Below are 23,293 nucleotides of genomic sequence, written 5' to 3'. Positions count from 1 at the left end.
GAAAAGATTTCGTCTTTTTAGCTTGAAAGCAGCAAAACACCAGCCGATAGACAAGATACGTTTGGGTAGGATTTCCGCTCAGAGCAGCAGATCATACCGCTGCTGACGCAAGGTTTTCCCAAAGTCAGATGATTCCCTTTCCTCGCTTAACACAAACCCGAAACGCTGGTACATCTTAATGGCCGTGGTCTGTTCATGGGTGGTCCAGAGGTAGGCCTTTTGGTAGCCTGCCTCCGTCAGGAAGTCCATGGCATGACCCATGAGTTTTCTTCCTAACCCCATGCCGCGGAAGCCGGGAGTAAGAATGAAATACCGCAGCTGCGCCCACTCACCCCGGTCCATCAGCAACAGAAACCCAATCATTTTACCATTGTGTTCTGCCACCCAAACCCGGTTGCGGTCATCTGTGTACTGCTGATGAAATTCATGCAGCCCCATTGCCACGTACGCTTCAAAGGCAAGGCTATACCCAAATTCCTGCCGGTACAACAGGCCATGCAGGTAGATCACATAACCTAAGTCTCCCGACTGCAAATAGGTACGGATGCTGATATCATCAAGAGAAACGCCGGAGGATGCCATTGACTGAAATGAGATGAGAGTTGATCGATATTCAAAAGGAGGTGTAAATAATTGAGTACAACCTTTATTACACCTTTTTCTTAAAGCTTTGGATGAAAGTACGCGTAAAGTCAGACAACACCAACGTACCGCTGATGCCAGCCCGTTCTACCAGCAATTGATCCCAATGTTCGGTACCTTGCCAGAACACTTCTTTGAGAGCTTTCAGGGCATCTGGGTTGTAAGAAGCCAGCTTTAAGGAAAACGCTTCTACGGCGGCATCCATTTCCTCCACGGTTTCAAACACCTCGGCATAAAGTCCTTTCTCCTTCGCCCATTCCGCCGACCTGAATTCAGTGGCATCCAAAGCCAATTGGGAGAAAGCCGATAGCCCTATTTTACGCTCCACCGCCGGACCCACCACAAACGGACCTATGCCCACGGCAATCTCGCTCAGCTTCACCGAGGCAAACTGCGTGGCGAAACAGTAATCCGTTGCCGCGGTTACGCCCACGCCCCCGCCAATGGCTTTGCCCTGCACCCGGCTTATAATTATCTTAGGGCACGTACGGCAGGCATTGATCACCTTCGCGAAGCCGGAGAAAAACTCCAGTCCCTGTTCTTTGTCCTGAATGGCGATAAGCTCGTCAAAACTGGCTCCCGCGCAAAACGTACGCTCGCCCTCACTCCTGAGCACAATTACTTTTACCTGGTCATGGGTTCCAGCTTGCGTGATGGTAGAAGCAAGTTGCTGTAAAAGTGCACCCGGCAAGGAGTTATGCGACGGATGGAAAAATGATATGGTGCCTACTCCGGCTTCGTTCACGGTAAACTCAACTTTACCTGTCTCAGTCATAGTTTTACTTGGGTTAGCGGGATTCATTTACAGAAGCAGCGTTTATGGGTAGCTTCTGGTATTCTGTTTTAAAGCTGTTTTCAGGAAAACACCCCTTAAACAGACTTGTACTTTTTCTAGGCTACTATGGCCTGCTATGGCTCCTATGGCGCGGAAGTTACTTCCGCGCCATAGAGGGTACTTAAGTTATAGTGCTTAATATCAGAAAACAGTGCAAAAATAGTTTCAACATGATAATACTACCCTCTCTACTCTGTCATCCTGAAAGGATCTTGGTGCAACCGGTAGTGAGGCTTGCTAAACGGTTTTCTAGTTCGCTCACAAGATCCTTTCAGGATGACAAAGAGGGAGTAGACATCAAAATTTGTTTTAGAGGATAGTTTTAAAAGTTGATTCAAGGACGTGTTTTAAAAGATGGCTATATGCCAAGAAAGTCACGGAAGTAACTTCCGCGCCATAGTGGCTTTACCTGAAAGCAAATAACAATAAGCAATTCAGCAATTAACTATCCTGGTTCAGCTTCTTCACCATGGTCATGATGGTGGCAATAGCCACAGTCTCGCCGGTTTCATCATAGACGTCTACCAGCCATTTCACGATGCCTTTGGCTATGTCTTCTTCGCTGCGTTTCTCCTGCCCAATCTTCTCTTTCACCGTCAGCTTCACCCCAATGGTCATGCCGGGGTACACGGGTTTGGTGAAGCGGCAACTTTCCAGCCCGTAGTTCAGCAGCACGGGCCCTTTCTTTGGGTCCACGAACATACCAGCGGCTTTGGAAAGGATGTAATAGCCGTGCACCACCCGACCAGTGAAAAGCGTTCCTTCCAGCGAGGTAGCGTCTACGTGGGCGTAGAAATGGTCCCCGGAAACATTGGCGAAGTTGGCAATATCAGCCTCGGTAACGGTGTGCTTGTGCGTGACCCAGGTTTCGGAGATCTCCAATTCCTCAAAGTGCTTCCGGAAAGGATGCACATCTTTCTCAATCTGCTTAGCGCCTTGCTGATAAACGCCGGTGATGGCCGTGATCATGGTGGGCGAACCCTGGATAGCTACCCGTTGCATGAAGTGTTTTACGCCGCGTACGCCGCCCATTTCTTCGCCGCCGCCTGCCCTACCCGGACCACCGTGGATGAGCATAGGCATGGGTGACCCGTGGCCGGTGCTTTCACGGGCACAGTCGTTGTTCAGGACCAAAATACGGCCGTGGTGCGTGGCAGCCCCAATTGCAAATTCCTGGGCAATGGCGGCATCAGCGGTGGCGATGGAAGACACCAAAGAACCCTTGCCCATTTTGGTCAATTCAATGGCTTCATCCAAGGTTTTATAAGGTATGATCGTGGCCACCGGCCCGAAGGCTTCCACCTCGTGGGTATCGGTGTAGCGGAACGGATCCTGGTTCAGCATCACGATGGGTGAGATAAACGCGCCTTTCTGCGCATCGGCTCCTACCAGTTCCACTTTGTCCAGATCTCCGTAAATGATAGGCGTTTGCCGCGCCAGTTGCGCCACTTGGTCTTTCAGTTTTTGGAGTTGCTCCCGTCCCACCAAAGAACCCATTCGCACGCCTTCGGCAAGAGGATTCCCGATGGTGGTTTTGGCTAATTCCCTTCCCAAGGCAATCTGCACGTCTTCCACCAGCTTTTCCGGCACCAGCGCCCGACGAATAGCGGTACATTTCTGCCCGGCCTTGGAGGTGATTTCCTTCCGGATTTCCTTGATGAACAGATCGAACTCCGGGGTGCCGGGCACCGCATCTTCGCCCAATACCGCGCTGTTCAGGGAATCGGCTTCCATGGTGAACGGCACGGCTTCTTCAATGAGTCTGGGATGCGACTTGAGCATGCGCCCGGTTTTAGCCGAGCCGGTGAACGTCACCACATCCTGATACGTCACGTGGTCCAGAATGCCTTCGCCGGTACCGGTAACCAGTTGCAGAGCCCCCTCGGGCAGCAAGCCGGAGTTGATGATTTCCCGCACCACGGCCTCGGTGAGGAACGCCGTGATGGTGGCAGGCTTCACAATGGCGGGCATCCCGGCCAGTAAATTCACGGCAATCTTTTCCAGCATGCCCCATACCGGGAAGTTGTAGGCGTTAATGTGCACCGCCACGCCCTCTTTGGGCACCAGCAGGTGATGCCCAATGAACGTACCGCCCTTCGACAAGCCCACCGGTTCATCCTCCACATAGTACGGCTTATCGGGGAACTGCCGGCGCAAAGAGGCATAAGCAAACAAATTCCCGATGCCGCCTTCAATGTCCACCCAACTGTCGGCGCGGGTCGCTCCGGTGCGATAGCTGAGTTTATAGAAATCTTCTTTGCGCTCGGTGAGGTACAGCGCCAGGGCTTTGAGCATGCGACCCCGCTCCTGGAACGTCATTTTGCGCAGGGCTTTGTTCCCCTTGCTGCGGGCGTACTGCATCATGCCCTCAAAATCCATCCCACCCGGGTGCGCCAGGCAGATCAGTTCCCCGGTTACCGCGTCCAGGATCTCAGTTTCCGGCCCAGAGCCGGGCGTCCACTGCCCCATGGCGAAGTTCTGCAGTTTAGCGGTCATATGTGTAGTTGTTAGTTACTGGTTGTTAGTTGTTTGTGTTTGGTAGTTAGGTGCAATAAACCTTTTCCTGCATTCATACTTTCTTACCCTGTTGTCATCCTGAAAGGATCTTGTGGCAAACTGTAGAAACAGATGATCAAGGTCATTTAAGGTGCCGAACCAAGAACCGTGTCATTCCATTTTAGCTCAATTTTCAGGAAAACAGGCCTGAAACACCAGCTTAGTGTTACTGTGCTTTCGTCTCGTTCCAAGTCTTGTAGCTAACCGCCTGCTTCTTTCTATTCTCAGGAACTTCGCGGAGCGGTTCACAAGGCTTCAGGGTGGCGTGCAGGTCAGCGGGCAGTTGCATGTAGACCTGGGTGCCTTCGGTTTTCCAGGCCAACATTTCGTCAGTTACCTCTTTCACGATCTTGTGCGGATTGCCCACTACCACGCTGCGAGGCGGAATCTTCTCATCGGCCCGGATAAAACAGAGGGCTCCTACCACGCTTTCATCGCCTACTTCTACCCTGTCCATAATCACGGCGTTCATGCCCACCAGCACATTGCGGCCGATGGTTGCGCCGTGGATGATGGCACCGTGCCCGATGTGCGCCATTTCCTTCAGGTGCACCGTGGTGCCGGGGAACATGTGCAGGGTGCAGTTCTCCTGTACGTTGCAGTTGTCTTCAATGATGATCTCTCCCCAATCTCCGCGGATGGCGGCTCCCGGCCCGATGTACACGTTCTTCCCGATGATGACGTTGCCCGTCACTGCGGCTTGCGGGTGCACAAAGGCGGTCTCATGCACCACCGGAATATAGCCGTTGAACTCGTAGATCATACCCGTTCAATAATGGCGGCATAGCCCTGTCCCACACCCACGCACATGGTGACCAAGGCATAGCGTTTGTTCTGTTTATGCAGCTCAATTGTCGCCGAGTTCAGGATTCTGGCTCCACTCATGCCCAGTGGGTGGCCCAAGGCAATGGCGCCACCGTTCGGGTTGATGCGAGGGTCCTGGTCCTCTAAGCCCAACCCACGGGTGCAGGCCAGCACCTGCGAGGCAAAGGCTTCGTTGATTTCAATCAGGTCGATGTCGTTCAAGGTAAGTCCGGCTCTTTTGAGGGCCTGTTGAGTGGCGGGTACCGGACCGAAGCCCATGAACTTAGGTTCTACACCAGACACTCCCATAGACACATAGCGGGCTTTCGGAATCAGGTTGTACTTCTTAAGGCCTTCCTCGGAGGAAAGCAACAGCGCCGCGGCCCCGTCGTTCAATCCCGAGGCGTTGCCTGCCGTCACCGTGCCCTCTTTGTGGAACGCCGGTTTCAGCTTGGCCAATCCTTCCAGGGATGTGGCGGGTTTCAGGAATTCGTCCTGAGAAACTACGTTAGGATCTCCCTTCTTCTGGGGAATTGTAACCGGTATGATTTCTTCGGCTAACCGACCGGATTGCTGTGCCTGGTATGCTTTTTGTTGCGACCAAACAGCAAAAGCGTCCTGGTCTTCGCGGGTGATTCCCTCGCGGCGGGCCAGGTTCTCAGCGGTCTCGCCCATGCCATCAGTGCCGAACAGTTCGTGCAGCTTGGGGTTCACAAACCGCCACCCAAAGCTGGAATCAAACATCTGCGCATCTCGCCCGAAGGGGGTGCTGGCCTTGGAAATCACCCAGGGCGCACGCGTCATACTCTCTACGCCACCAGCCACAAACAAGTCTCCATCGCCGCACTGAATGGCTCTGGCTGCAGCAACTGCTGCCGTTAAGCCCGAAGCGCAAAGACGGTTCACTGTCTCTCCGGGTACTTCAAAGGGCAACCCGGCTAATAACAGCGACATACGGGCTACATTGCGATTGTCTTCGCCAGCTTGGTTCGCGCAACCCAGAAGCACGTCGGCCACTGCAGCAGGATCAGCAGAGGGGTTCCGGCGCATCAATTCCCTGATCACCTGGGCTGCCATGTCATCGGGACGCACCGGCGCCAAAGCACCTCCCAGATTCCCGATGGGGGTGCGGATACCGTCAACTATATAGGCTTGGTTCATTTATTCTATATATGTTTACACCTACTTTAAAGTTGATGAATTAAAGTACGGCTTTAAGTTATTTTATGCTCTGTTCAAGGGACCAGAAGTAACATCTAGACCTTACTAAATGCGGGTACTTCCTATATAAACCCTCGCTCGCCTCTGGCGAGTGTGCGTTAAGGTGCGGCGTCCCGCCGCTTTTATTTCTTCCCTTGTATTTAGCAAAGCGGCCAGAGGCCGCCCTATTACGCACACTCGCCGGAGGCGAGCGAGGGAAGCATATGATTCAACCCTAATTTCTGGAAAGTAGCCTTAAATCGCTCACCAGCTCTAAATTAGCTTAATCCCAATTACCTAAAGAAATGCTTTCCCTCCCGCACCATTTTCCGAAGCAAGGGGCTGGCACGGTAGCGGTCTTCGTGGTACTCGTGGTAGAGGCCGTCTAAGGTAGAAAGCACTTTTTCTAAGCCAAATTCATCGGCCCAGGCCAAGAGTCCTTTGGGGTAGTTCACGCCTTTGGTCATGGCTAGTTCCAGGTCTTCTTTGGAAGCCACGTTCAGTGCCAATGCATCAACGGCTTCGTTGATGAGCATGACCAGAATTCGGTTGAGGATGTATTGGCCTAGTTTTTCGTCTCTGAACGGTTCAGGTGCCAGAGCACCTTCGCGGTAATCATAGAAGCCTCTGCTTGACTTCCGGCCGAAGAACCCGGCTTCAAACAGGCGCTTTTGCGTGAAGGACGGTTTATACCTCGGATCAAAAAAGAAGGCAGTAAACACCGATTCGGTTACCCGGTAATTAACGTCGTGCCCAATAAAATCCATAAGGGTGAAAGGTCCCATTTTGAAGCCGCCCAGTTCAGTCATGGCCCAGTCAATGGTTGCAACATCTGCCACTCCCTCTTCCAGCAACCGGATGGCCTCTCCGTAGAAGGGCCGCGCTACCCGGTTCACGATAAACCCGGGCGTGTCTTTCACCAACACGGGCACTTTGCCCCAGGATTTCACCAGTTGTTTGATTTCCTCGGCCAATCCAGTACGGCTCTGTACCGCCGGAATAATCTCCACCAACGGCATAAGCGGGGCTGGGTTAAAGAAGTGAATCCCAATGAACCGTTCAGGCCTTTCACACGCCGAGGCAATAGCGGCTATTGAAAGGGACGAGGTATTGGTTGCCAGGATACATTCCTGTTTTACAATCATTTCTACTTCCCGGAACAAGTTCTGCTTTACCTCCAGGTCCTCCACCACGGCCTCCAGCACCAAGTCACAATCGCCGAAATCCTGGTATACCTCCGTAAAATTGATGCTCCCGAAAATGCGTTGGGCCTGCTCTTCCGTTAACTTTCCTTTGGAAGCAAGTTTCTCTAAACCCGTTTGGATGCCCTGTTTCGCGCGCTCCAAGGCCTTGCTGTTCTTGTCCAGCAAATGCACCTGGTGCCCCGCCGTGGCAACAACCTGGGCAATACCCGCTCCCATGGCTCCGCTCCCGATGATTCCTATTCTCATTGGCCGGTGAAATTTGGGGTGCGTTTCTGAATGAATGCCTCCACGCCTTCTTTGAAGTCAGCGGTTTGGCCGGCTTTCTGCTGGTACACGGCTTCCTGCTCCAGTTGCTCCTCCAGGCTATTCTGGAACGTCTGGTTCAGCAGTGCTTTAGTATAGGCAAAACCTTTGGTAGGCATCTGGGCCAGTTTCTGCACCAGTTGGGTTACTTCTGCATCAAAAGATTCATCAGAAAGAGCTTTGTAGATCATGCCCATTGTGGCTGCTTCAGGGGCACTAACCTTTTCGCCGGTCATCATGAGGGCAGTAGCACGCTGTAGCCCGATAAGCCGGGGCAGAAAGAAGGTACCGGCGCTGTCGGGGATCAAACCGATTTTACTGAAGGCCTGGATAAACGAGGCAGATTCCTTGGCCACCACAATGTCACAGGCCAAGGCGAGGTTGGCTCCGGCCCCGGCGGCCACTCCGTTTACGGCCGCTACTACCGGCTTCTGGAGCTCGCGGATCAACAGCACAATGGGGTTGTAGTGCTGCACCACAATCTGGGAGATTTCCAAGCTCTCGGGGCCGCTGGCTTCGGCCAGGTCCTGCCCGGCGCAGAAAGCTTTGCCGGCTCCGGTCAAAAGCACCGCCCGCACCTCATCGTTTTGCTGGCACTCCCGCAAACAATCCTGCAGGGCCAGGGCCATTTCCCGGTTGAAGCTGTTGTAAACGCTTGGCCGGTTGAGGGTGATGGTGGCTACTCCGTTCTCCAGACGGTACTGGATAGTATCTGTGTTGTTCATAGTTTTATTTGAGGCACTTAAAGTAGTCGAACGGCTCCAGGCATTCCTGGCACTGGTACATGGCTTTACAAGCCGTGGAGCTAAACTGACTCACCAGTCTGGTATTTTCTGATTGACATAGCGGGCACCGCACCGTGGTATCTCGCCCGAACAGCGCATGAATGTCGCCGTTGGGTTCTACCGGGGGCGCTATGCCGTAAGCTTCCAGTCTCTGTTTCCCTTCCTCGGAGAGCCAATCGGTGGTCCAGGCGGGGCTCAACTGCAAGTCAACCTGTACATTTGGGTACCCTTCTGCAAGCAGTTTCAGCTTTACATCGGCCGCAATAGTATTCATGGCGGGGCAACCCGAGTACGTGGGCGTGATGGTTACCTGCACCTGCCCGTCTTCCCGCACCTGTACATGCCGCAGCACGCCCAAGTCCAGGATGCTGAGCACCGGAATCTCAGGGTCGCAGACCTCTTCCAGCAAACGCCAGATGTTTTCTTCTTGGGTTGTCACTTTAGGTAGCACGTATCAGGTATCAAGACACAAGACTTTTCTAGTTTAGATTTAAGGCAGTTTTCAGAAAAATAGGCCTAAAGCCCCTTTTGCTTGATTTCATATTCCTCGCTCGCCTCTGGCGAGTGTGGGTTATGGGGCGGCGTCCCGCCGCTTTAGTATCAAGATGATACGCAACGCGGCCAGAGGCCGCAAGGTAACACACACTCGCCGGAGGCGAGCGAGGGAAAAGCTTACCATTCCAAGCCCGGGTAGGCGCGTTGCAGATACTGCAGTTCAGCCAACAAATAGCCCAGATGTTCAGTGTGCAGGCCGGTTTTTCCGCCTAGTTGCATGAACACGTTCTTAGGCACTTCCAGGGTAGCTTCGGCAAAGACCTTGGCCACGTGCTCATCCCATTGCTGCTTGAGCTGAGCGTAATCTGGAATGAAGCCGGCTTTGTGCAGTTCCTGCTCTACCGGTGTCATTTGGAACAACTCCCCGGAATACCGCCAGAGATGGTCTAAGGCTTTCTCTATGCGGTGCTTGCTTTCTTCGGTGCCGTCGCCCAAGCGGATGACCCATTCTGAGCTCCATTTGAGATGGTAACTGGCTTCCTTGAACGACTTAGTGGCAATGGCCGCAAGCCGTTTGTCAGGGCAGTTTTGGAGCTGTTTCAGCAAAAGGTAGTGAAAACCGTCAAACAGGAACTGGCGCAGGATGGTATCGGCGAAGTCGCCGTTGGGTTGCTCTACCAGTAGCGGGTTCCGGTATTCCACCGCCTCGCGGAGGAAGGCCAGATCATCCTCGGTGCGGCCCTGTCCTTCCAGTTCGGCGGCGTACTGGTATAGGCTGCGAGTCTCGCCCAATAAATCCAGCGCGATGTTGGCCATGGCAAGGTCCTGCTCCAGAATGGGGCCGTGACCGCACCACTCAGACAAACGGTGTCCCAAAATGAGGCTGGTATCGGCTAACTGCAGCGTGTACTGGAACAGCAGTTCCCGGAGTTCAGGTGAATAGCTTTGCGCCGCGGTATTGGTGGTATGTGCTAATTCCATGCGGCTTACATGTTTTTGATTTCCGCGGGCACCTCATAAAACGTTGGGTGACGGTATACTTTGTCGTTGGCGGGGTCAAAGAACGCCTCGGCCTCGTCCGGGTTGGAGGCGTGGATGTGCTTTGACTCCACCACCCAGATGCTCACCCCTTCCATGCGGCGGGTGTACACGTCGCGGGCATTCTGGATGGCCATCTCGGCATCGGCGGCGTGGAGGCTGCCTACGTGTTTATGGTCAAGGCCCTGTTTGCTCCGGATGAAGACTTCCCAGAGGGGCCATTCTTTCTGCATGTTCATTGAGTGAATGTGTGATTGAGTGAATGAGAGAATGTAAGCCTCTCTTAGTTATTTCTCCTGCTTCTGGGCTTCGCGTTGGGCGCGTTTCTGGGCGTGGGCCAAGGCGGCTTCGCGCACCCAGGCCCCTTCCTCGTGGGCTTTCACGCGGGTCTGGATGCGGTCTTTGTTGCAGGGGCCGTTGCCTTTCACCACGTTCCAGAACTCCTCCCAGTTAACCTCGCCGAAGTCGTAACCATTTTTGGTTTCGTTCCACTTCAGGTCAGGGTCTGGTACGGTGAGGCCCAGGAACTCGGCCTGAGGCACCATCATGTCTACGAAGCGTTGGCGAAGCTCATCATTGGTGAACCGCTTGATTTTCCAGCGCATGGACTGCTCGGTGTTGGGCGATTCCTCGTCCTTCGGTCCGAACATCATGAGCGTAGGCCACCACCACCGGTTGAAGGCCTCCTGCGCCATTTTCTTCTGAGCCGGCGCGCCGTTGCACAGGGTCATCATGATCTCGAAACCCTGGCGTTGGTGAAAGCTTTCTTCTTTGCACACGCGCACCATGGCCCGGGCGTACGGTCCGTACGAGGTACGGCACAGCGGCACCTGGTTCATGATGGCCGCCCCATCTACCAACCATCCAATCGCCCCAATATCGGCCCAGGAAAGAGTTGGGTAGTTGAAGATGCTGGAGTACTTGGCCTTGCCCGAGTGCAAATCAGCGATCATCTGGTCGCGGGAGGCGCCCAGCGTCTCGGCGGCGCTGTAGAGGTACAGTCCGTGTCCGGCCTCGTCCTGCACCTTGGAGAGCAGGATGGCTTTGCGCTTGAGCGAAGGGGCGCGGGTGATCCAGTTTCCTTCGGGCAGCATCCCCACTATCTCGGAGTGGGCGTGCTGCGAGATCTGACGGATCAGGGTTTTGCGGTACTGATCGGGCATCCAGTCTTTGGGCTCAATGCGGATCTCGTTCGCGATCTTCTCCTCAAACTGCTCTTCCAGTGATTTTTCAACGATGGTTTCCATACGCAATGGTTCTTTCTCCTTCTTTCATCGGTTTTGAAGCTGATTTTAAAAATTCAGGCCCAAAACCGTTTTCTCCTTAGTATATCCTTAGTATATACGTGCTACCGGCCTTTGAAGAGGCAGCAGCTATAACTCTTCTTTATTGGTCAAAATCTACCACTACCCTTTCGGTTAAGGGCCGGGCCTGACAGGTGAGTACGTAGCCGGCGGCGATTTCCTCGGGTTCCAGGGAATAGTTCACGTCCATCTCTACCTGGCCCTCCAGCACTTTGGCCCTGCAGGTGCTGCACACGCCGCCTTTGCACGAATAAGGCACATCGGCCCCGGTTTCGGCGGCGGCATCCAGGATGGTGTTCCCGTAATACGACATCTCCAGGTTGATGTAGTGGCCGTCCAGCTTGATCTGGACCTTGCTCAGCTTGTCTTCCTCCCCGGCCGGGCGCTCTTTGCGCTGTGCAGCGGCTTTGTCGCTTTCACCAGTGGTGAACAGCTCAAAATGGATGTGTTCTCTGGCCACACCTGCTTCCTCCAGGGCTTCCTTCGCCCCGAAGATCATTTCCTCGGGTCCGCAGATAAAGCACTCGTCAATTTCCTCGGGTCTGATGATCTTCTGCAGGAACAGCTGGGTTTTGGGTTTGTCAATGCGACCGAACAGCAGCTCAGTATCGCCGTGCTCCCGGCTGAGGATGTGGTACAGACTGAACCGGTCCAGGAACTTGTTCTTCAGCCCTTCAATCTCCTCTTTGAACATGATAGTGTTGCGGCCGCGGTTGCCGTAGAGCAACAGCACCTGACTTTTCGGCTCGGCGAGCAGCACGGTTTTGATGATGGAGAGTATGGGCGTGATGCCGCTGCCGGCCGCTACCATCAGGTATTGCTTCTGTTGCTCTGGGTGCAAGGGAGTAAAGAACTTGCCCATGGGGGGCATCACCTCCAGTTCCTCGCCGGGCTGCAGCGCCTCGTTGGCAAAGGAAGAGAAACGCCCCTCGGGCACTTTCTTGATGGCCACTTTCCATTCGTTCTCAAGCGGACTGGAGCAGATAGAGTACGAACGCCGAAGCTCTTCGCCGTTGTGGTGCCGCCGAAACGTGAGGTACTGCCCTTGCGTGTACCGGAAGGTGTCTTTCAACTCCTCGGGCACGTCTAAGGTAACGGTCACGCTGTCGTGCGTTTCCCGGTGGATGTTCTTTATTCTTACTTTATGAAATCTGCTCATTTACTGAAAACAAGGACTAAACGCTGGATTAGGGACTGCCTATTTTCTCTCCAGCCCCTGGAATAAGATGGTTAAGATGGAGTTTTCAAGTTCTTCGGTGGCGATGCCCCTGTCTGGTTTCCACCAAAGCTCCACCCACCTGATGGCTGAAAGCAGCGTAAACAAGGCTACGGAGGTGTTCACCTGCTGGAACTCCCCAGCCTCTGCGCCTGCTTCAATGAGTGCGGCCAATCTTTTCTCGTACTGGCTCCTCAGGCTTTTAAATTCCGTTAAGGCATCCGCAGACAAAGACTTCCATTCATTGTTCGCCACCGATACTTCAGGTCCTTTGGTGGTCATCAGATGAATATGCAGCCGCACCAAGGCCTTTAGCTTCTGGGAATAACTCTGGGTTGCATTCTCAATCTCGGTGAGTTGAGACACATAGGTGTTGGCGATGTCAAAACAGATGCCCTGCAGAATCTCGTCTTTGGACTTTATGTAATGGTACATGCTGGCGGCATCAAGGCCCACCTGCTCGGCCAGGTCCCGCATAGAGGTTCCGCCGTAGCCTTTTTGCTTGAAAAGCTTGGCTGCTTCCCCAATAATGAACTCCCGGCGTATGTCTTTCTTTTTCTTGATCATTCCCGAAAATCAGCCCCAAAACAGGTTCAGGTTGTGTTACACTCCCCGCACCCATTTAAGGCTTGCTTAAACAAGTATACGGAAACGCGGCAAATAAATCAAATGTTCGTTTGAATTTTTATGTGTGATATTGCTCTAAACGGATCACTATCTTTATTAGGTGTGGGTTATAAGGCTTGTTTCAGAAATGGGGGATCATTTCACAATCCTTAACTATGAAGGATTTAAGGCTCTAAAACAAAGAATCCCTCCGGTATTAATTACCAGAGGGATTCTGAAAGAGAACTATGTTGCTATTTATCAGATTAATCGTTTTTCACCAGAAACTCGTAGCGCTTGTTTTCTTTCTCATCCAACACAAACACGGAATCACCTGTTTTCAGGGGCGTATCTAAAACCAACTGGCCTGAGGTCTTGTATGCTGAAACTCCCGCTACAATAGTAGAGGCTACCACGGCATTGTTGATTTTGGTTCTCATTTTTTCCTGGCCAGTAGCATCCAACACCAAAATGGTGAAAAGTTTAGCATCTACTGCCGCCAGGTTATAACGGGCAATATCTACCTGTAAGATGCCCCCTACGGGCACTTTAGCCAACTCTACTTTCTTTGCCGCTTCGTTCCACTTCTTAAGCCTGGCCTCTTTCTGGATTTTGGCCTGCAATTCTTTCGGTGTTTCGTAGACAACGGCAGTGGTTTTGTTAGCGGTTACGTCAAATATGTTTACATCTTTCGTAGGCTGAGGCTGTGGGTGCTTTTTCACCTCCTGAGCGGCTACAAACAAGGGAGCGAGGAACAGAGCAGAGAGTAAAAATTTCTTCATATTAAATCTTCTATGGGTTTGTGAGGCTAAACTATAATATAGATTCAAAATCTACAAAAAATTTCATTCTGTTCCCACAAACCATTCTTGTGCAAAATTTTAGTTTGTTTTAGTGGTTTTTGCCCCATTTTCCCGAAAATGGCTTCAAAGAATTGGATCAGGTTTGCTATAGGGACTAACCTACTAGAGAAGAACAAATATCAGGATGGCCATTGAGGCCGCAGTAATCCTTGAAAGATTCAATTAGAACTACCCAGAGCTTTCCAACCCTACTTACTTCTTACTCACGCACCTTAAAGGACATCGTAGCATAAGAGGATTTCTACCGCTAACCCTAAATGGAACATCTGTTTTCAGCCTCCTTTTCACTTGGTGTAGGTTTTTCCTTTTTCTTCAACCTCTAAGATTGAAGTCCATCCATATTAGATATGTCATTCCAGCACCTATGTTCCTTCTAAGGGTGTTCAACAAAATATTCTAAGTTCTTAGGTGATTTTCTGATCCTGCACAGCTCAACATCTGAGCAATAACACCTTGTCTAGGTTCAATCAAGGAGTCAAATTTTATCAACTCTGCCTCCACTCCCTCTTATAACTAGCTTTTAATGTTAAAATGAACCTTAGCAAAATCCTAGTTATTGATTAACATAATCTTTCCATAACCTATTTTACATAACATAGGTAGAGAGTAAATCTCAACAAATACAAGACTAACCTTTCACTTCTGTTGCTTACAACCAGCTATTTAGGCCATCAGGCCCATGTAGCAATTGACAATTGGAATCTGCATGATCTATGTTCTTCAGCTTCTAGGAAAATGCCATTTCTATTTTTCACCTAATTCCACTTTATGTCAAACTACTACAAACACCTTATGAAAAGAATCCTAAGTGTTTTCGCTCTTGCTTTCCTGGTAGGAAGCAGTGTCTTTGGGCAGGCAATTATGGATAAGCAGTTGCTGCAGGTTTTACAGTCAGCCACTACGCCTGTGCAGGTGGTGGTAACTTTCAATGGAGAGGGTGCCCCTTCCGGACTGCATTTGCAGCTCCTTCAATCTATGGGGCTCACCAAAGGCCTCACCTTCAAACAACTGCCTATTGCGGGTTTACTGGCTACCCAAGGGCAAATTAATGCTTTGGCCAAAAGCCCATACGTGAAGTCTATTTACCTGAACAAGCGGCTTACCTATTTTAATAACAATGATACCCATATTACCGGGGTGCAGCGGCTCCGCAAAGACCCTACCTTTATTTCGCGCAACAAAGGGGTGCCCGTGTCTGGAAAAGGCGTGGGCGTGATGATCAACGACAGCGGTGTAGATGGTACCCATGAAGACATCAAATTAGGAACCCACCTGGTGCAGAATGTAATGGGATCTACCAACCTGAACGCTCTTTCTACCCTCCTGCCCGTTACTTACCTGGAGAACGTTCCCAATACCGATACTAACTCCGGGCACGGAACCCATTGCGCTGGTACTGTAGGCGGAAACGGGGCAAAATCAAATGGCCTGTATGCCGGTGCCGCGCCGGGTGCCACTTTGATTGGCTATGGATCTGGGGCTGCCTTGTTCATCCTGGATGCACTGGGCGGCTATGATTATGCCCTCACCCATCAATACCAGTATGGCATCAGAGTGATCAGTAATTCCTGGGGTACCAGCGGCGACTTTGATCCGGCTGATCCGGTAAACATCGCCTCTAAGAAAGCCTATGATTTAGGAATTGTGTCTGTCTTTGCCGCCGGCAACGAAGGTCCAGGTTCTGACACGCATAACCCGTACGCCATCGCCCCTTGGGTAATCTCGGTTGGGGCCGGTGATAAATTCGGGAAGCTAGCCGATTTCTCCTCCCGGGGAGTGAAAGGAGAAGGCGGTACGTTTACCTTAGGCGACGAAACCTGGAAGTATGAAAACAGACCCACCATTGTGGCTCCGGGTGTTGATGTTGTGTCTACCCGCGCCATCGCTCCGGTGGCTTCTCTTTCCGCCCAGATGGATGCCGAATTGTTGGAGCCCGCCCATCTCCCGTTCTACACCCACATGAGCGGTACTTCCATGGCTACTCCGCACATAGCGGGCGTGGTGGCCTTAATGCTGGAAGCCAATCCTACTTTAACGCCTGCTCAGGTGAAGGATATTTTACAGAAAACCGCTACCAACATGCCAGGTCATGAATCCTGGGAAGTGGGCGCCGGGTACGTGAATGCCTATGCCGCCATTGATCATATTTATAGAAGCACTGCCTTTGGAGCGTACCTGAACTATACCAGAAAATTCAACGCTACGGTAAATACCGCTACTGAGACTGAAAGCTTCTCCATCAGCTACAATCCCATCCTCACCGCGGGCAACCAGATCACCTTCAACGTGGCGGCGGGTACCAACAGCATTGAAGCTAAATTCAACGCCACTGGTTTGCTAGGCCAGACCGGCAATCCGGTAAACCTGATTCTGGTATCTCCCAGCGGACAAGAATACCGCTCTGGCATTCCGTTAGCCTTCGCGCTGTACTATGACCGGGGCATGGCGGTGGCCTCCCCGGAACCAGGCACCTGGACCTTGAAAGCCGAAGGGCTGAATGGACTGGCTTTCCCCGAAACCATCCTTGGCACCCTCATCCGCAACCAGACAACCGGTACATCTGGTTTAGGAGATATTGCGGGGCACCCGGCTGAGGCTTCCATTAAAATGGCCGTAGCTTCCCGCCTGGTAGATGCCTTGAGTACGGGCTATAAACCCAATGAGACCCTGAAGCGAATCCAACTGGCCGATTACCTGCTCATGGGGCAAGCCATCAGGCAGTATGTGCCAACCTCAGGAACAGCCTCTTTCTCTGATGTTAGCGGTGCTCAGTTATTGTTGGCCGAATCTGTAGTAGCAAAAGGAGCAGCCCTCAGAGACCGGACCCATTCCTTTGAGGGAGTCATGAAACCGGCCTCAACCGGCAAGTTCAACCCTACCGGCAATGTAAACCGCGCGCAATTAGCTTACTCCCTGGTGCAGGCGTTGGGCTATCAGGAGTATGCCCTGGCCCGCAATGGCAAACCCGTGGTAGTAACCGTTGATGGAAAATCTTACCCGATTGAGGACGCTGGCTCCATTCCGGCCGGGTTGGAAGGTTACGTTAGCCTGGCTCTTGACCTGAACCTGATCAATGCCTTCTATTCCGTTACCCAAGGCCCTTTTGACCTATTCCCTACCCTCAAAGCTACTTTCAAACCCTTGCAGGATGTTACCCGGGCAGAATTTGCGGTGATCATTACCCGCACGCACACGAACTGGAATGCGGCCACCGTTCCTGCAGGGTCTGTGACGGCTACAGCCGTAGGGCTAAACCCGGGTGAAAAGGCTAAGAATTACTCCTACCCTAACCCCTTCAGCGGTACCACCACTATTTCTTATTCACTGGAAGAGGCTGGGTTTGTCACGGTAGAGGTGTACAACCTGAAAGGCGGAAAAGTAAGAACGCTGGTAGCAGAGGAAAAAGCACCTGGCACTTACACTGTCCCTTTCCATGCGGAGAGCCTGCCTACGGGCACGTACCTGTACAAGGTAAGTACCAAAGGAAAAGAGATCAGTAATAAAATGGTGTTAACCAAGTAATTGCAGCACCAGACCTAAGAAAAAAGGCTAGTTGATCCCAACTAGCCTTTTTTCTCTTCAACTCCGTAAACTTGTTAAGGTTTTTATACGGCTTTTTCTAGGGTTTATACGTATAAGGAGAAAGTTTTTACTATTTTTAGGTACAATTGAACGATTTTTTTACTTTCTTGGTAGTACCTTTTATAATTTAAATATCATGAACAACGGTAAAGTAAAATTCTTTAATACTGAAAAAGGTTTCGGTTTCATTAAAGACAGCAATTCAAATCAAGAGTACTTTGTACACGTGACTGGTTTGGTTGATGAGGTCAGAGAGAACGATGAAGTTACTTTTGAGCTCAAAGAAGGCAGAAAAGGGCTAAACGCAGTAAACGTTAAACTCGCTTAGTCTTTATATAAAGACATTGATTGGATTAAAGCCTTGCCACATGGCAAGGCTTTTTTTTGCCCATTCTTATCCAAAATGCCTGCAAACCATAACTCTTGCCCAGCATTGGCATCCTTCCTGCTCCTTTTCAAACTTCCACAGTGTGTTGAAGATTTAAGGCTATTTTCAGAAAATCAGCCCTAAAACAACCATCCAGGTGGATTCTTAGTACCTTGCTTAGGCAAACTTCCCCACCAAGGGCCTTTTTTCTTACAGGCTCTGCAAGGAAGTTCTGCCGGAACAGAGTAACGGAACTTACAATAGAATTACCAAAGTGCCACATACCAAAGACAAAGAAGCCCTACTGCACCTGTACAACAAGATTTTACCGCAACTGGCGGAGCGCATCTACGGCCAACTCACCGACGTAACCCCGCTGTTTGATGATTTTGGATTGGAGAAAATTGTAGATACCTGGAGCCGAGATCGGAACGCAACCTCAGACAAGGAAATCAGCCTGGAAAACGGGAACGTACCCCAGATGGGATTACGGCTGCGGCTGAATGGCTTCCAGGCCGGGGGCATGCATACCTTTGACATCAGCAAAGACCTGGTCTTCAAACTTGAATACACCTTTTATGAGGTTGGCCCAGACAAGGACACCAAATGGCTGGAGAAATCTTACCTGGAGGAGTGGTCAGCTAAAGAGCTGGATGAAACCGCCGAGCGCTGGACCGGCGAGGTCATTGAGGAAATCACCCAGAAGGTTCAGGGCTTAAAATAAATAAACTCATGTTCTGTTTCGGGCAAGGGGCAAAAGGCAAGCCGATCAGCCAAAATCTCTACAAAAACCAGAAAATCAGCAGGATCAGCATAGAACTAAAGGGGTAAACAATAGTATTCCTCTGATTTCTTTTGTAGATTTAAGAAAAGCCTTTGCCCATGCTGCCACCACATGACAACGAAGACTTCACCGTGCCTGAACAACTTCTGCTTTACCAAAAAGGAAGGGAGATCCTGGGCATTTCTGAAACCATTGGGGAACTGATTGAGGAAGAAGACGAGATTCTGTTTGCCTTAAAGCAAGACATGTTGCTGGATGCCGCTCAGCTAACCGTAAAGGTAGCCAGTGCCGAGGCCGCCGAACTCTATGACCTGCGCATGGAAAATGCCGCCCTCATCCGGAAAGCGGCCCGCGACCTCATATCCCATTGTGTTAGCCTGGAGATGTTCGGGTTCAAGGACGTTTATTACTTTGAGCTCCTCAGGGAGGCGGTGGAGGAATATCGACTGCTTTTCATAGAATGGGTGCAAAGCTTTGACCCCTGGAACTACACCGTTGACCGGTGGGGCTTGTTCAATCCTCCCGGTATTATCCCGCAGGACGAAGACGAGGATCTGTAGCCTTGCCTTTTGTTCAGCTTCCTCCCTCCAGCTGTTTTCAGCCTCTTTTCCAGAAAAGAACCTCTAAACGCCTTTCAAGCATTGCTTAAAGGAGCAGGTTTGTAGAAGCTGGTGGTGGCGGGTGAGATTCCTTTTCGTAGATTTAGCGCTTCACCTAAGATCTACTTTTCCTGTATGCCAAGCGCCATATTTGAGCAAGTGTACCAGCACGTAGTGGAGAAGCTCCGTACCGGGCTTTCACCGCAGCTTACCTATCATTCCCTCAGCCATACCCTGGATGTTCTGAAACAGGCCCAACTGATCGCTGAAAAAGAAGGCATACAAGATTCTCAGGAAGTACTGCTGCTGAAGGTCAGCGCCCTGTACCATGATACCGGCTTCCTGTTCACCTATAGCCAGCACGAAGAAAGAGGCTGCGAACTGGCAAGGGAGGAGCTGCCCGGTTTTGGGTTTACCACTGAGGAGATAGACACCATCTGCGGCCTCATCATGGCTACCAAAGTGCCGCAGGCTCCTCAAACCAGACTGCAGGAGATTATCTGCGATGCAGATTTAGACTACCTGGGCCGCCCTGATTTCTACTCCATCGGGGAAACGCTTTTCCAGGAGTTTCTGTGCTACGGCATTGTGCAGGAGGAAGCGCAGTGGAACAAAGTGCAGTTGAAGTTCTTGGAAAGCCACGGGTTTTTCACCTCTTATTCCAAAAACAACAGAGAAACTGTTAAAAAGCAGCACCTGGAGGTGATCAGGCAAAAAGTTACTTCCCAATCTTAGGGGCTGTGTTTTCAACCAATTTGATGTCCATTTGGCGTAAACGGCGGCAAAGTGTCTTCAGGATTCCTTTCAATACCTCGGCGTTAGAGATCATGATCTCGTAGAACGGCTCCTGTTCCAGTTTAAGCAGAATGGTTTCTTCCAGGGCCGTAGCACTGGCCGACCGGGGTTCCCCATCCAGAATAGAAAGCTCTCCCAAGATCTCGTTTTCCTCCAGCACCGCAAAGGTGTGGTCTTCGTCATGAACCCTGATTTTGCCTTTGTACACAAAATACATGCTATCGCCGTGGTCCCCTTTGGCGAAAATCTGTACCCCGGCCTCTACATGTTGCTCCTCCATGACGCCGGCCAATTCCACCAGATCGGCTTCGGGGGTGTCATGGAAAATCTTGGAGGCATGCAGGGTAAGTACTTTTTCAATTAGTAACATGTGCGGTTGGGGTAAGCTGAGATAAAACAAAGCCTCTGGTTTCCTCAAAGAGGTAATCACCAGTGGCAGGGGGAGCGGAAGCCAGGAGACCGGTCAGGTTAGCGGAAGGTACCTCCAGAACACTATAGCAGGCCACCGATTTGGTCCAGTTGGTGCAATTAGCAGTATTTTCAGTAACTATTTCCCTGATCACCTGCGTTGCCTCCTGTCGTTTCTTTTCTCCTAGAGGTAACAGGCTCTTGTCTTTGTCTAGTTGAAAATCTATCTGCAGTTCCAGGGGCAGAAAGTACTTCTTAGGAATGAGTTGCTCCAGCATTTCAATGGCGTTGGCCACCTTATCGGCGGAGCCCAGGGCTAGCAGGTCCATTACCCGGGTAATCTGTTGCCGGTCATACAGCAGCGCCAGGCTTTTCAGGACTTTCTGCACATCGTGCTTCAGCTCTGAGGCAAGGGAGGAAGCCAGCAAAGGCAGTTCATGGTTTTGCAGAAGGCTCTGGCAATACAATGCCTTCTGGCGGCTCTGCTCCAGTTTTTGTTTCAGCCAGTCCTGTACTTGCTGCTGACCCGAGGTATCCAAAGTGGCCTTTTTGCTCCACAAAGATTCAATGATGTTGTCCTGGTAGGCAGGTCTTTTCTCCATTCCCTGCACCAGGAACTGGCTAGAATTCTCCCCTTTCACTTTTCCGGCTGTTTTCACCAGCTGCAGAAATAAATTCTCTGGCAAAGAAGGAGAAAACAACGCCTGGTTTTGGTAGAAGGCATCTCCAAAAGCCAGAACGGATTTCTGCAACGAATACGTGGCTTGCTTGGCCTGTACAACCCCCAGCATGGGAGCAATAAGCGATGCCTCCCGCACCTTCCCTACGGTTTCAATGGCCTGTTTGTACACCGGTTCTGAGGTGTCAAAAAGCAGGGATTTCAGAAGGGGCGCGTACAAGGACCGGGGCGCTTTGGAGATGATGTCCAGAGTTACCAGTTTATCCTGCAGATGGGCGCTTTTAGTTAATGCTTCCAGGTGCTGCAAAACCTGTTGCTGCGCTTCAGATTCCTCCCGCAGGGAAAGGCCTATTAACGCTGCTTTCTGCATCTCCAAAGGGTCCTGGGGTGAAATGCTTTGAAGCGTAGGGCTTAAAAAGTAGTAGGCTTGCACAAAATCAGCTCTAGCATTGCCTAGTGCATCGGTTCTTAACGCCTTTTCAATTAAGGGGAAAGCGTTGGTCAGTTTTAGGCCTATGATTCTGAAAAGAACGTATCTCCTGATCACCTCAGACCGGCTATCCAGCAAGGGCAAAAGTCGTTTTTCCAGGTTCCGGTAACCAGAACGCTCCAGCAGTTCCAGGGCCAGAATAACCTCTTTGGGGTTCTGGCTTTCCAGTTTCCCGATCAAGACATTGCGTACGGGCTCATCGTTCAGGAACAACTCAGACCCGGTAAAGTAGCCTTTCTTGAGGGCATTGATGAGGGTGTGCAGGTATTCTTTCTTGATGAGGAACACCGAAGTGATCCAACCCGCCAGTAAAACCACTAGAATCTGGCAAACCGTTACTATGGAAATGCCCCCGTTGAAATACTTGAAAATTGCCAGAAACACCCCCGTGATCAACAAGGCCACCGGCATGGTGTAACCTTTGGAAATAAGGTGGCCCTTTAACCTGGAATGAGGGTCTAAGGGCTGAAAGAGCACAAAGAAAGCCGGCTCCTGCACCGCCGATTTCAAAACCTCAGACAGCAACACCATTACTCCAAAGGTATACAGAATCATCTTCTCGCTCTCACCTGGTAACAGCAGCAAACCCGAGATCAGCAGCAGTACCACCGGGGCAATAAGTAATGAGTTCGCCAGGCCCAAGCGGCTGATCATCCGGCTACTGAACAGTAACTTGATAAACAAAGCCATAATCCGGCCCACGGCAAAGAAAACCCCGATGAACGTGGCCAAAGCGGGGCTGCTGGTGAACTTAGATTTTACTTCTGCCAGCAGGGTGTAATCAATTAAGGAATAGACGGTAAACGCCAGCAACGAAAACAGCGTGATAAAGAAAATCAGCCGGTTCTGGAAGTACTTTGAAATGAACGACTGATGTTCTGCGTGCTCTGCTCCGTGCCCGTGGCCTGTGGCATGCCCGTGCTCAGCATGGTGGTGGCCGGTGATGGCGGCATGGTTGAATCTTTTCAGGAAATAATAGGCCAGCACAAAAGCCCCGATGGAAAACCACAGCAGGTTCTCTACCCCTAAGAACGGCGCCAGCACCGATACCGCGGTGTAACCCATCAGTTTAGCGGGGATATCTCCGGATCCTACCACCGAGAAAAGGCGCTTGCTTTCCCGCACATTGAATATGATGGCGGCCATTCCCCAGAAGGCATACCCCACCAGCATGTACACTACCAGGTTCCAGGCCGACAGCACAAACGGCACCCACCTGGCCGCCAGGAAGGAAACCCCGCCCCAGGTAAACAGAATGGAGAAACCGGAAAAGATGATGATGGTCTGCAGCAGTTTCTTAGCCGAAAGACTAGCCTCCAATTTGCCGTAAAAGGCATTGGCCACCAACAGCAAACCCGCCGAGACGATGTACACTTTGGGAATATCCTTGGCCTCAAAGGTGTGCAGGAACATGGCCAGGGTACTGGTAAACAGAAAAGCAGTGGCAATTCCTAAGAAGAACTGTACTAAAAACAACTGCTTTACCACCCGGGCCTCGGCAGGTTTGATATTCAACAGCAAATGGAGTTTGCTATTCATAAGAAGCTATTAATCTGTTACTTTTATCAACCACTCCTACCCCTTCCCACAAGCTTATTGCACCCAAGAGAACTGTTCTGTTCAGTAGCTGACCACCCCGTTCAGAGCACCTCCCGTGACGCTTGCCTTTGGCAGACTAAATATAAGAAGACCTACTGAGACCTGCTTACCCCAAAGCCAATTTTCCTCTTTTCTGTT

At 51.2% G+C, this 23,293-nt stretch carries 21 protein-coding genes; 5 read left to right on the top strand and 16 right to left on the bottom strand.

Features of this window, described 5'->3' with window-relative positions; translation table 11 throughout:
• Positions 1–78: 78 nt before the first annotated feature.
• The 14 genes from JT719_RS01175 to JT719_RS01110 all read right to left on the bottom strand — a co-directional run bounded on the left by JT719_RS01175 (position 79) and on the right by JT719_RS01110 (position 13,771).
• The gene (locus JT719_RS01175; RefSeq protein WP_207430281.1) at positions 79–582 is read right to left on the bottom strand and encodes a GNAT family N-acetyltransferase; all 504 of its coding nucleotides are present in this window, start codon (positions 580–582) and stop codon (positions 79–81) included.
• A 67-nt stretch (positions 583–649) separates the two neighbouring features.
• A complete protein-coding gene (locus tag JT719_RS01170; RefSeq protein ID WP_242693039.1) occupies positions 650–1,417 on the bottom strand; it encodes an enoyl-CoA hydratase/isomerase family protein in 768 nt (255 codons plus the stop codon).
• 501 nt (positions 1,418–1,918) lie between these two features.
• A complete protein-coding gene (gene paaZ, locus JT719_RS01165; RefSeq protein ID WP_207430277.1) occupies positions 1,919–3,973 on the bottom strand; it encodes a phenylacetic acid degradation bifunctional protein PaaZ in 2,055 nt (684 codons plus the stop codon).
• Between the two features lie 226 nt (positions 3,974–4,199).
• Positions 4,200–4,796 carry an acyltransferase gene (locus tag JT719_RS01160; protein ID WP_207430275.1) on the bottom strand — a complete coding sequence of 199 codons (597 nt, stop codon included), beginning with the start codon at positions 4,794–4,796 and terminating at the stop codon, positions 4,200–4,202.
• Complete coding sequence (gene pcaF / locus JT719_RS01155) at positions 4,793–5,998, bottom strand: 3-oxoadipyl-CoA thiolase (protein WP_207430274.1); 1,206 nt, start codon at positions 5,996–5,998, stop codon at positions 4,793–4,795. The genes JT719_RS01160 and pcaF overlap by 4 nt, the downstream gene beginning before the upstream one ends.
• Positions 5,999–6,330: 332 nt before the next feature.
• Positions 6,331–7,488 (bottom strand): 3-hydroxyacyl-CoA dehydrogenase NAD-binding domain-containing protein, encoded by a 1,158-nt coding sequence (locus tag JT719_RS01150; RefSeq protein ID WP_207430272.1) that lies wholly within the window; start codon positions 7,486–7,488, stop codon positions 6,331–6,333.
• Positions 7,485–8,270, bottom strand: coding sequence for an enoyl-CoA hydratase-related protein (locus JT719_RS01145; RefSeq protein WP_207430270.1), 786 nt, complete (start codon positions 8,268–8,270; stop codon positions 7,485–7,487). The genes JT719_RS01150 and JT719_RS01145 overlap by 4 nt, the downstream gene beginning before the upstream one ends.
• Before the next feature lie 4 nt (positions 8,271–8,274).
• On the bottom strand, positions 8,275–8,769 hold the full coding sequence (gene paaD / locus JT719_RS01140) for a 1,2-phenylacetyl-CoA epoxidase subunit PaaD (protein ID WP_341350725.1): 495 nt from the start codon (positions 8,767–8,769) through the stop codon (positions 8,275–8,277).
• A gap of 233 nt (positions 8,770–9,002) precedes the next feature.
• Positions 9,003–9,806: a 1,2-phenylacetyl-CoA epoxidase subunit PaaC gene (gene paaC / locus JT719_RS01135; protein WP_207430265.1), complete on the bottom strand. Its 804-nt coding sequence runs from the start codon at positions 9,804–9,806 to the stop codon at positions 9,003–9,005.
• Positions 9,807–9,811: 5 nt separating this feature from the next.
• Positions 9,812–10,096, bottom strand: coding sequence for a 1,2-phenylacetyl-CoA epoxidase subunit PaaB (gene paaB, locus JT719_RS01130; protein ID WP_242693038.1), 285 nt, complete (start codon positions 10,094–10,096; stop codon positions 9,812–9,814).
• A gap of 54 nt (positions 10,097–10,150) precedes the next feature.
• Complete coding sequence (gene paaA, locus JT719_RS01125) at positions 10,151–11,110, bottom strand: 1,2-phenylacetyl-CoA epoxidase subunit PaaA (protein WP_207430261.1); 960 nt, start codon at positions 11,108–11,110, stop codon at positions 10,151–10,153.
• Between the two features lie 139 nt (positions 11,111–11,249).
• The gene (gene paaE, locus JT719_RS01120; protein WP_207430259.1) at positions 11,250–12,326 is read right to left on the bottom strand and encodes a 1,2-phenylacetyl-CoA epoxidase subunit PaaE; all 1,077 of its coding nucleotides are present in this window, start codon (positions 12,324–12,326) and stop codon (positions 11,250–11,252) included.
• A gap of 39 nt (positions 12,327–12,365) precedes the next feature.
• Positions 12,366–12,950: a TetR/AcrR family transcriptional regulator gene (locus tag JT719_RS01115; protein WP_207430257.1), complete on the bottom strand. Its 585-nt coding sequence runs from the start codon at positions 12,948–12,950 to the stop codon at positions 12,366–12,368.
• Between the two features lie 305 nt (positions 12,951–13,255).
• Complete coding sequence (locus JT719_RS01110; RefSeq protein WP_207430255.1) at positions 13,256–13,771, bottom strand: hypothetical protein; 516 nt, start codon at positions 13,769–13,771, stop codon at positions 13,256–13,258.
• 873 nt (positions 13,772–14,644) lie between these two features.
• Between JT719_RS01110 and JT719_RS01105 the strand changes: the two genes are divergently transcribed.
• From JT719_RS01105 to JT719_RS01085, 5 genes are all read left to right on the top strand, one after another.
• A complete protein-coding gene (locus tag JT719_RS01105) occupies positions 14,645–17,374 on the top strand; it encodes a S8 family serine peptidase (RefSeq protein WP_207430253.1) in 2,730 nt (909 codons plus the stop codon).
• Positions 17,375–17,570: 196 nt separating this feature from the next.
• Positions 17,571–17,762, top strand: a complete 192-nt coding sequence (locus JT719_RS01100; RefSeq protein ID WP_207430251.1) for a cold-shock protein — start codon at positions 17,571–17,573, stop codon at positions 17,760–17,762.
• Positions 17,763–18,075: 313 nt separating this feature from the next.
• The gene (locus JT719_RS01095; protein WP_207430250.1) at positions 18,076–18,525 is read left to right on the top strand and encodes a hypothetical protein; all 450 of its coding nucleotides are present in this window, start codon (positions 18,076–18,078) and stop codon (positions 18,523–18,525) included.
• A 158-nt stretch (positions 18,526–18,683) separates the two neighbouring features.
• Positions 18,684–19,145 carry a hypothetical protein gene (locus JT719_RS01090; RefSeq protein WP_207430248.1) on the top strand — a complete coding sequence of 154 codons (462 nt, stop codon included), beginning with the start codon at positions 18,684–18,686 and terminating at the stop codon, positions 19,143–19,145.
• Between the two features lie 174 nt (positions 19,146–19,319).
• Positions 19,320–19,919, top strand: a complete 600-nt coding sequence (locus tag JT719_RS01085) for an HD domain-containing protein (RefSeq protein WP_207430246.1) — start codon at positions 19,320–19,322, stop codon at positions 19,917–19,919.
• Here JT719_RS01085 and JT719_RS01080 read toward each other — a convergent pair.
• Together JT719_RS01080 and JT719_RS01075 are read right to left on the bottom strand one after the other, a co-directional pair.
• Complete coding sequence (locus tag JT719_RS01080; protein WP_207430243.1) at positions 19,903–20,349, bottom strand: Crp/Fnr family transcriptional regulator; 447 nt, start codon at positions 20,347–20,349, stop codon at positions 19,903–19,905. The genes JT719_RS01085 and JT719_RS01080 overlap by 17 nt on opposite strands.
• Positions 20,336–23,095 (bottom strand): NTP/NDP exchange transporter, encoded by a 2,760-nt coding sequence (locus JT719_RS01075; RefSeq protein ID WP_207430241.1) that lies wholly within the window; start codon positions 23,093–23,095, stop codon positions 20,336–20,338. The genes JT719_RS01080 and JT719_RS01075 overlap by 14 nt, the downstream gene beginning before the upstream one ends.
• Positions 23,096–23,293 lie beyond the last annotated feature (198 nt).

The organism is Sabulibacter ruber, from assembly GCF_017355955.1.
Taxonomy (GTDB): Bacteria; Bacteroidota; Bacteroidia; order Cytophagales; family Hymenobacteraceae; genus Nibribacter; species Nibribacter ruber_A.
This window is presented reverse-complemented; position numbering and strand designations above follow the sequence as displayed.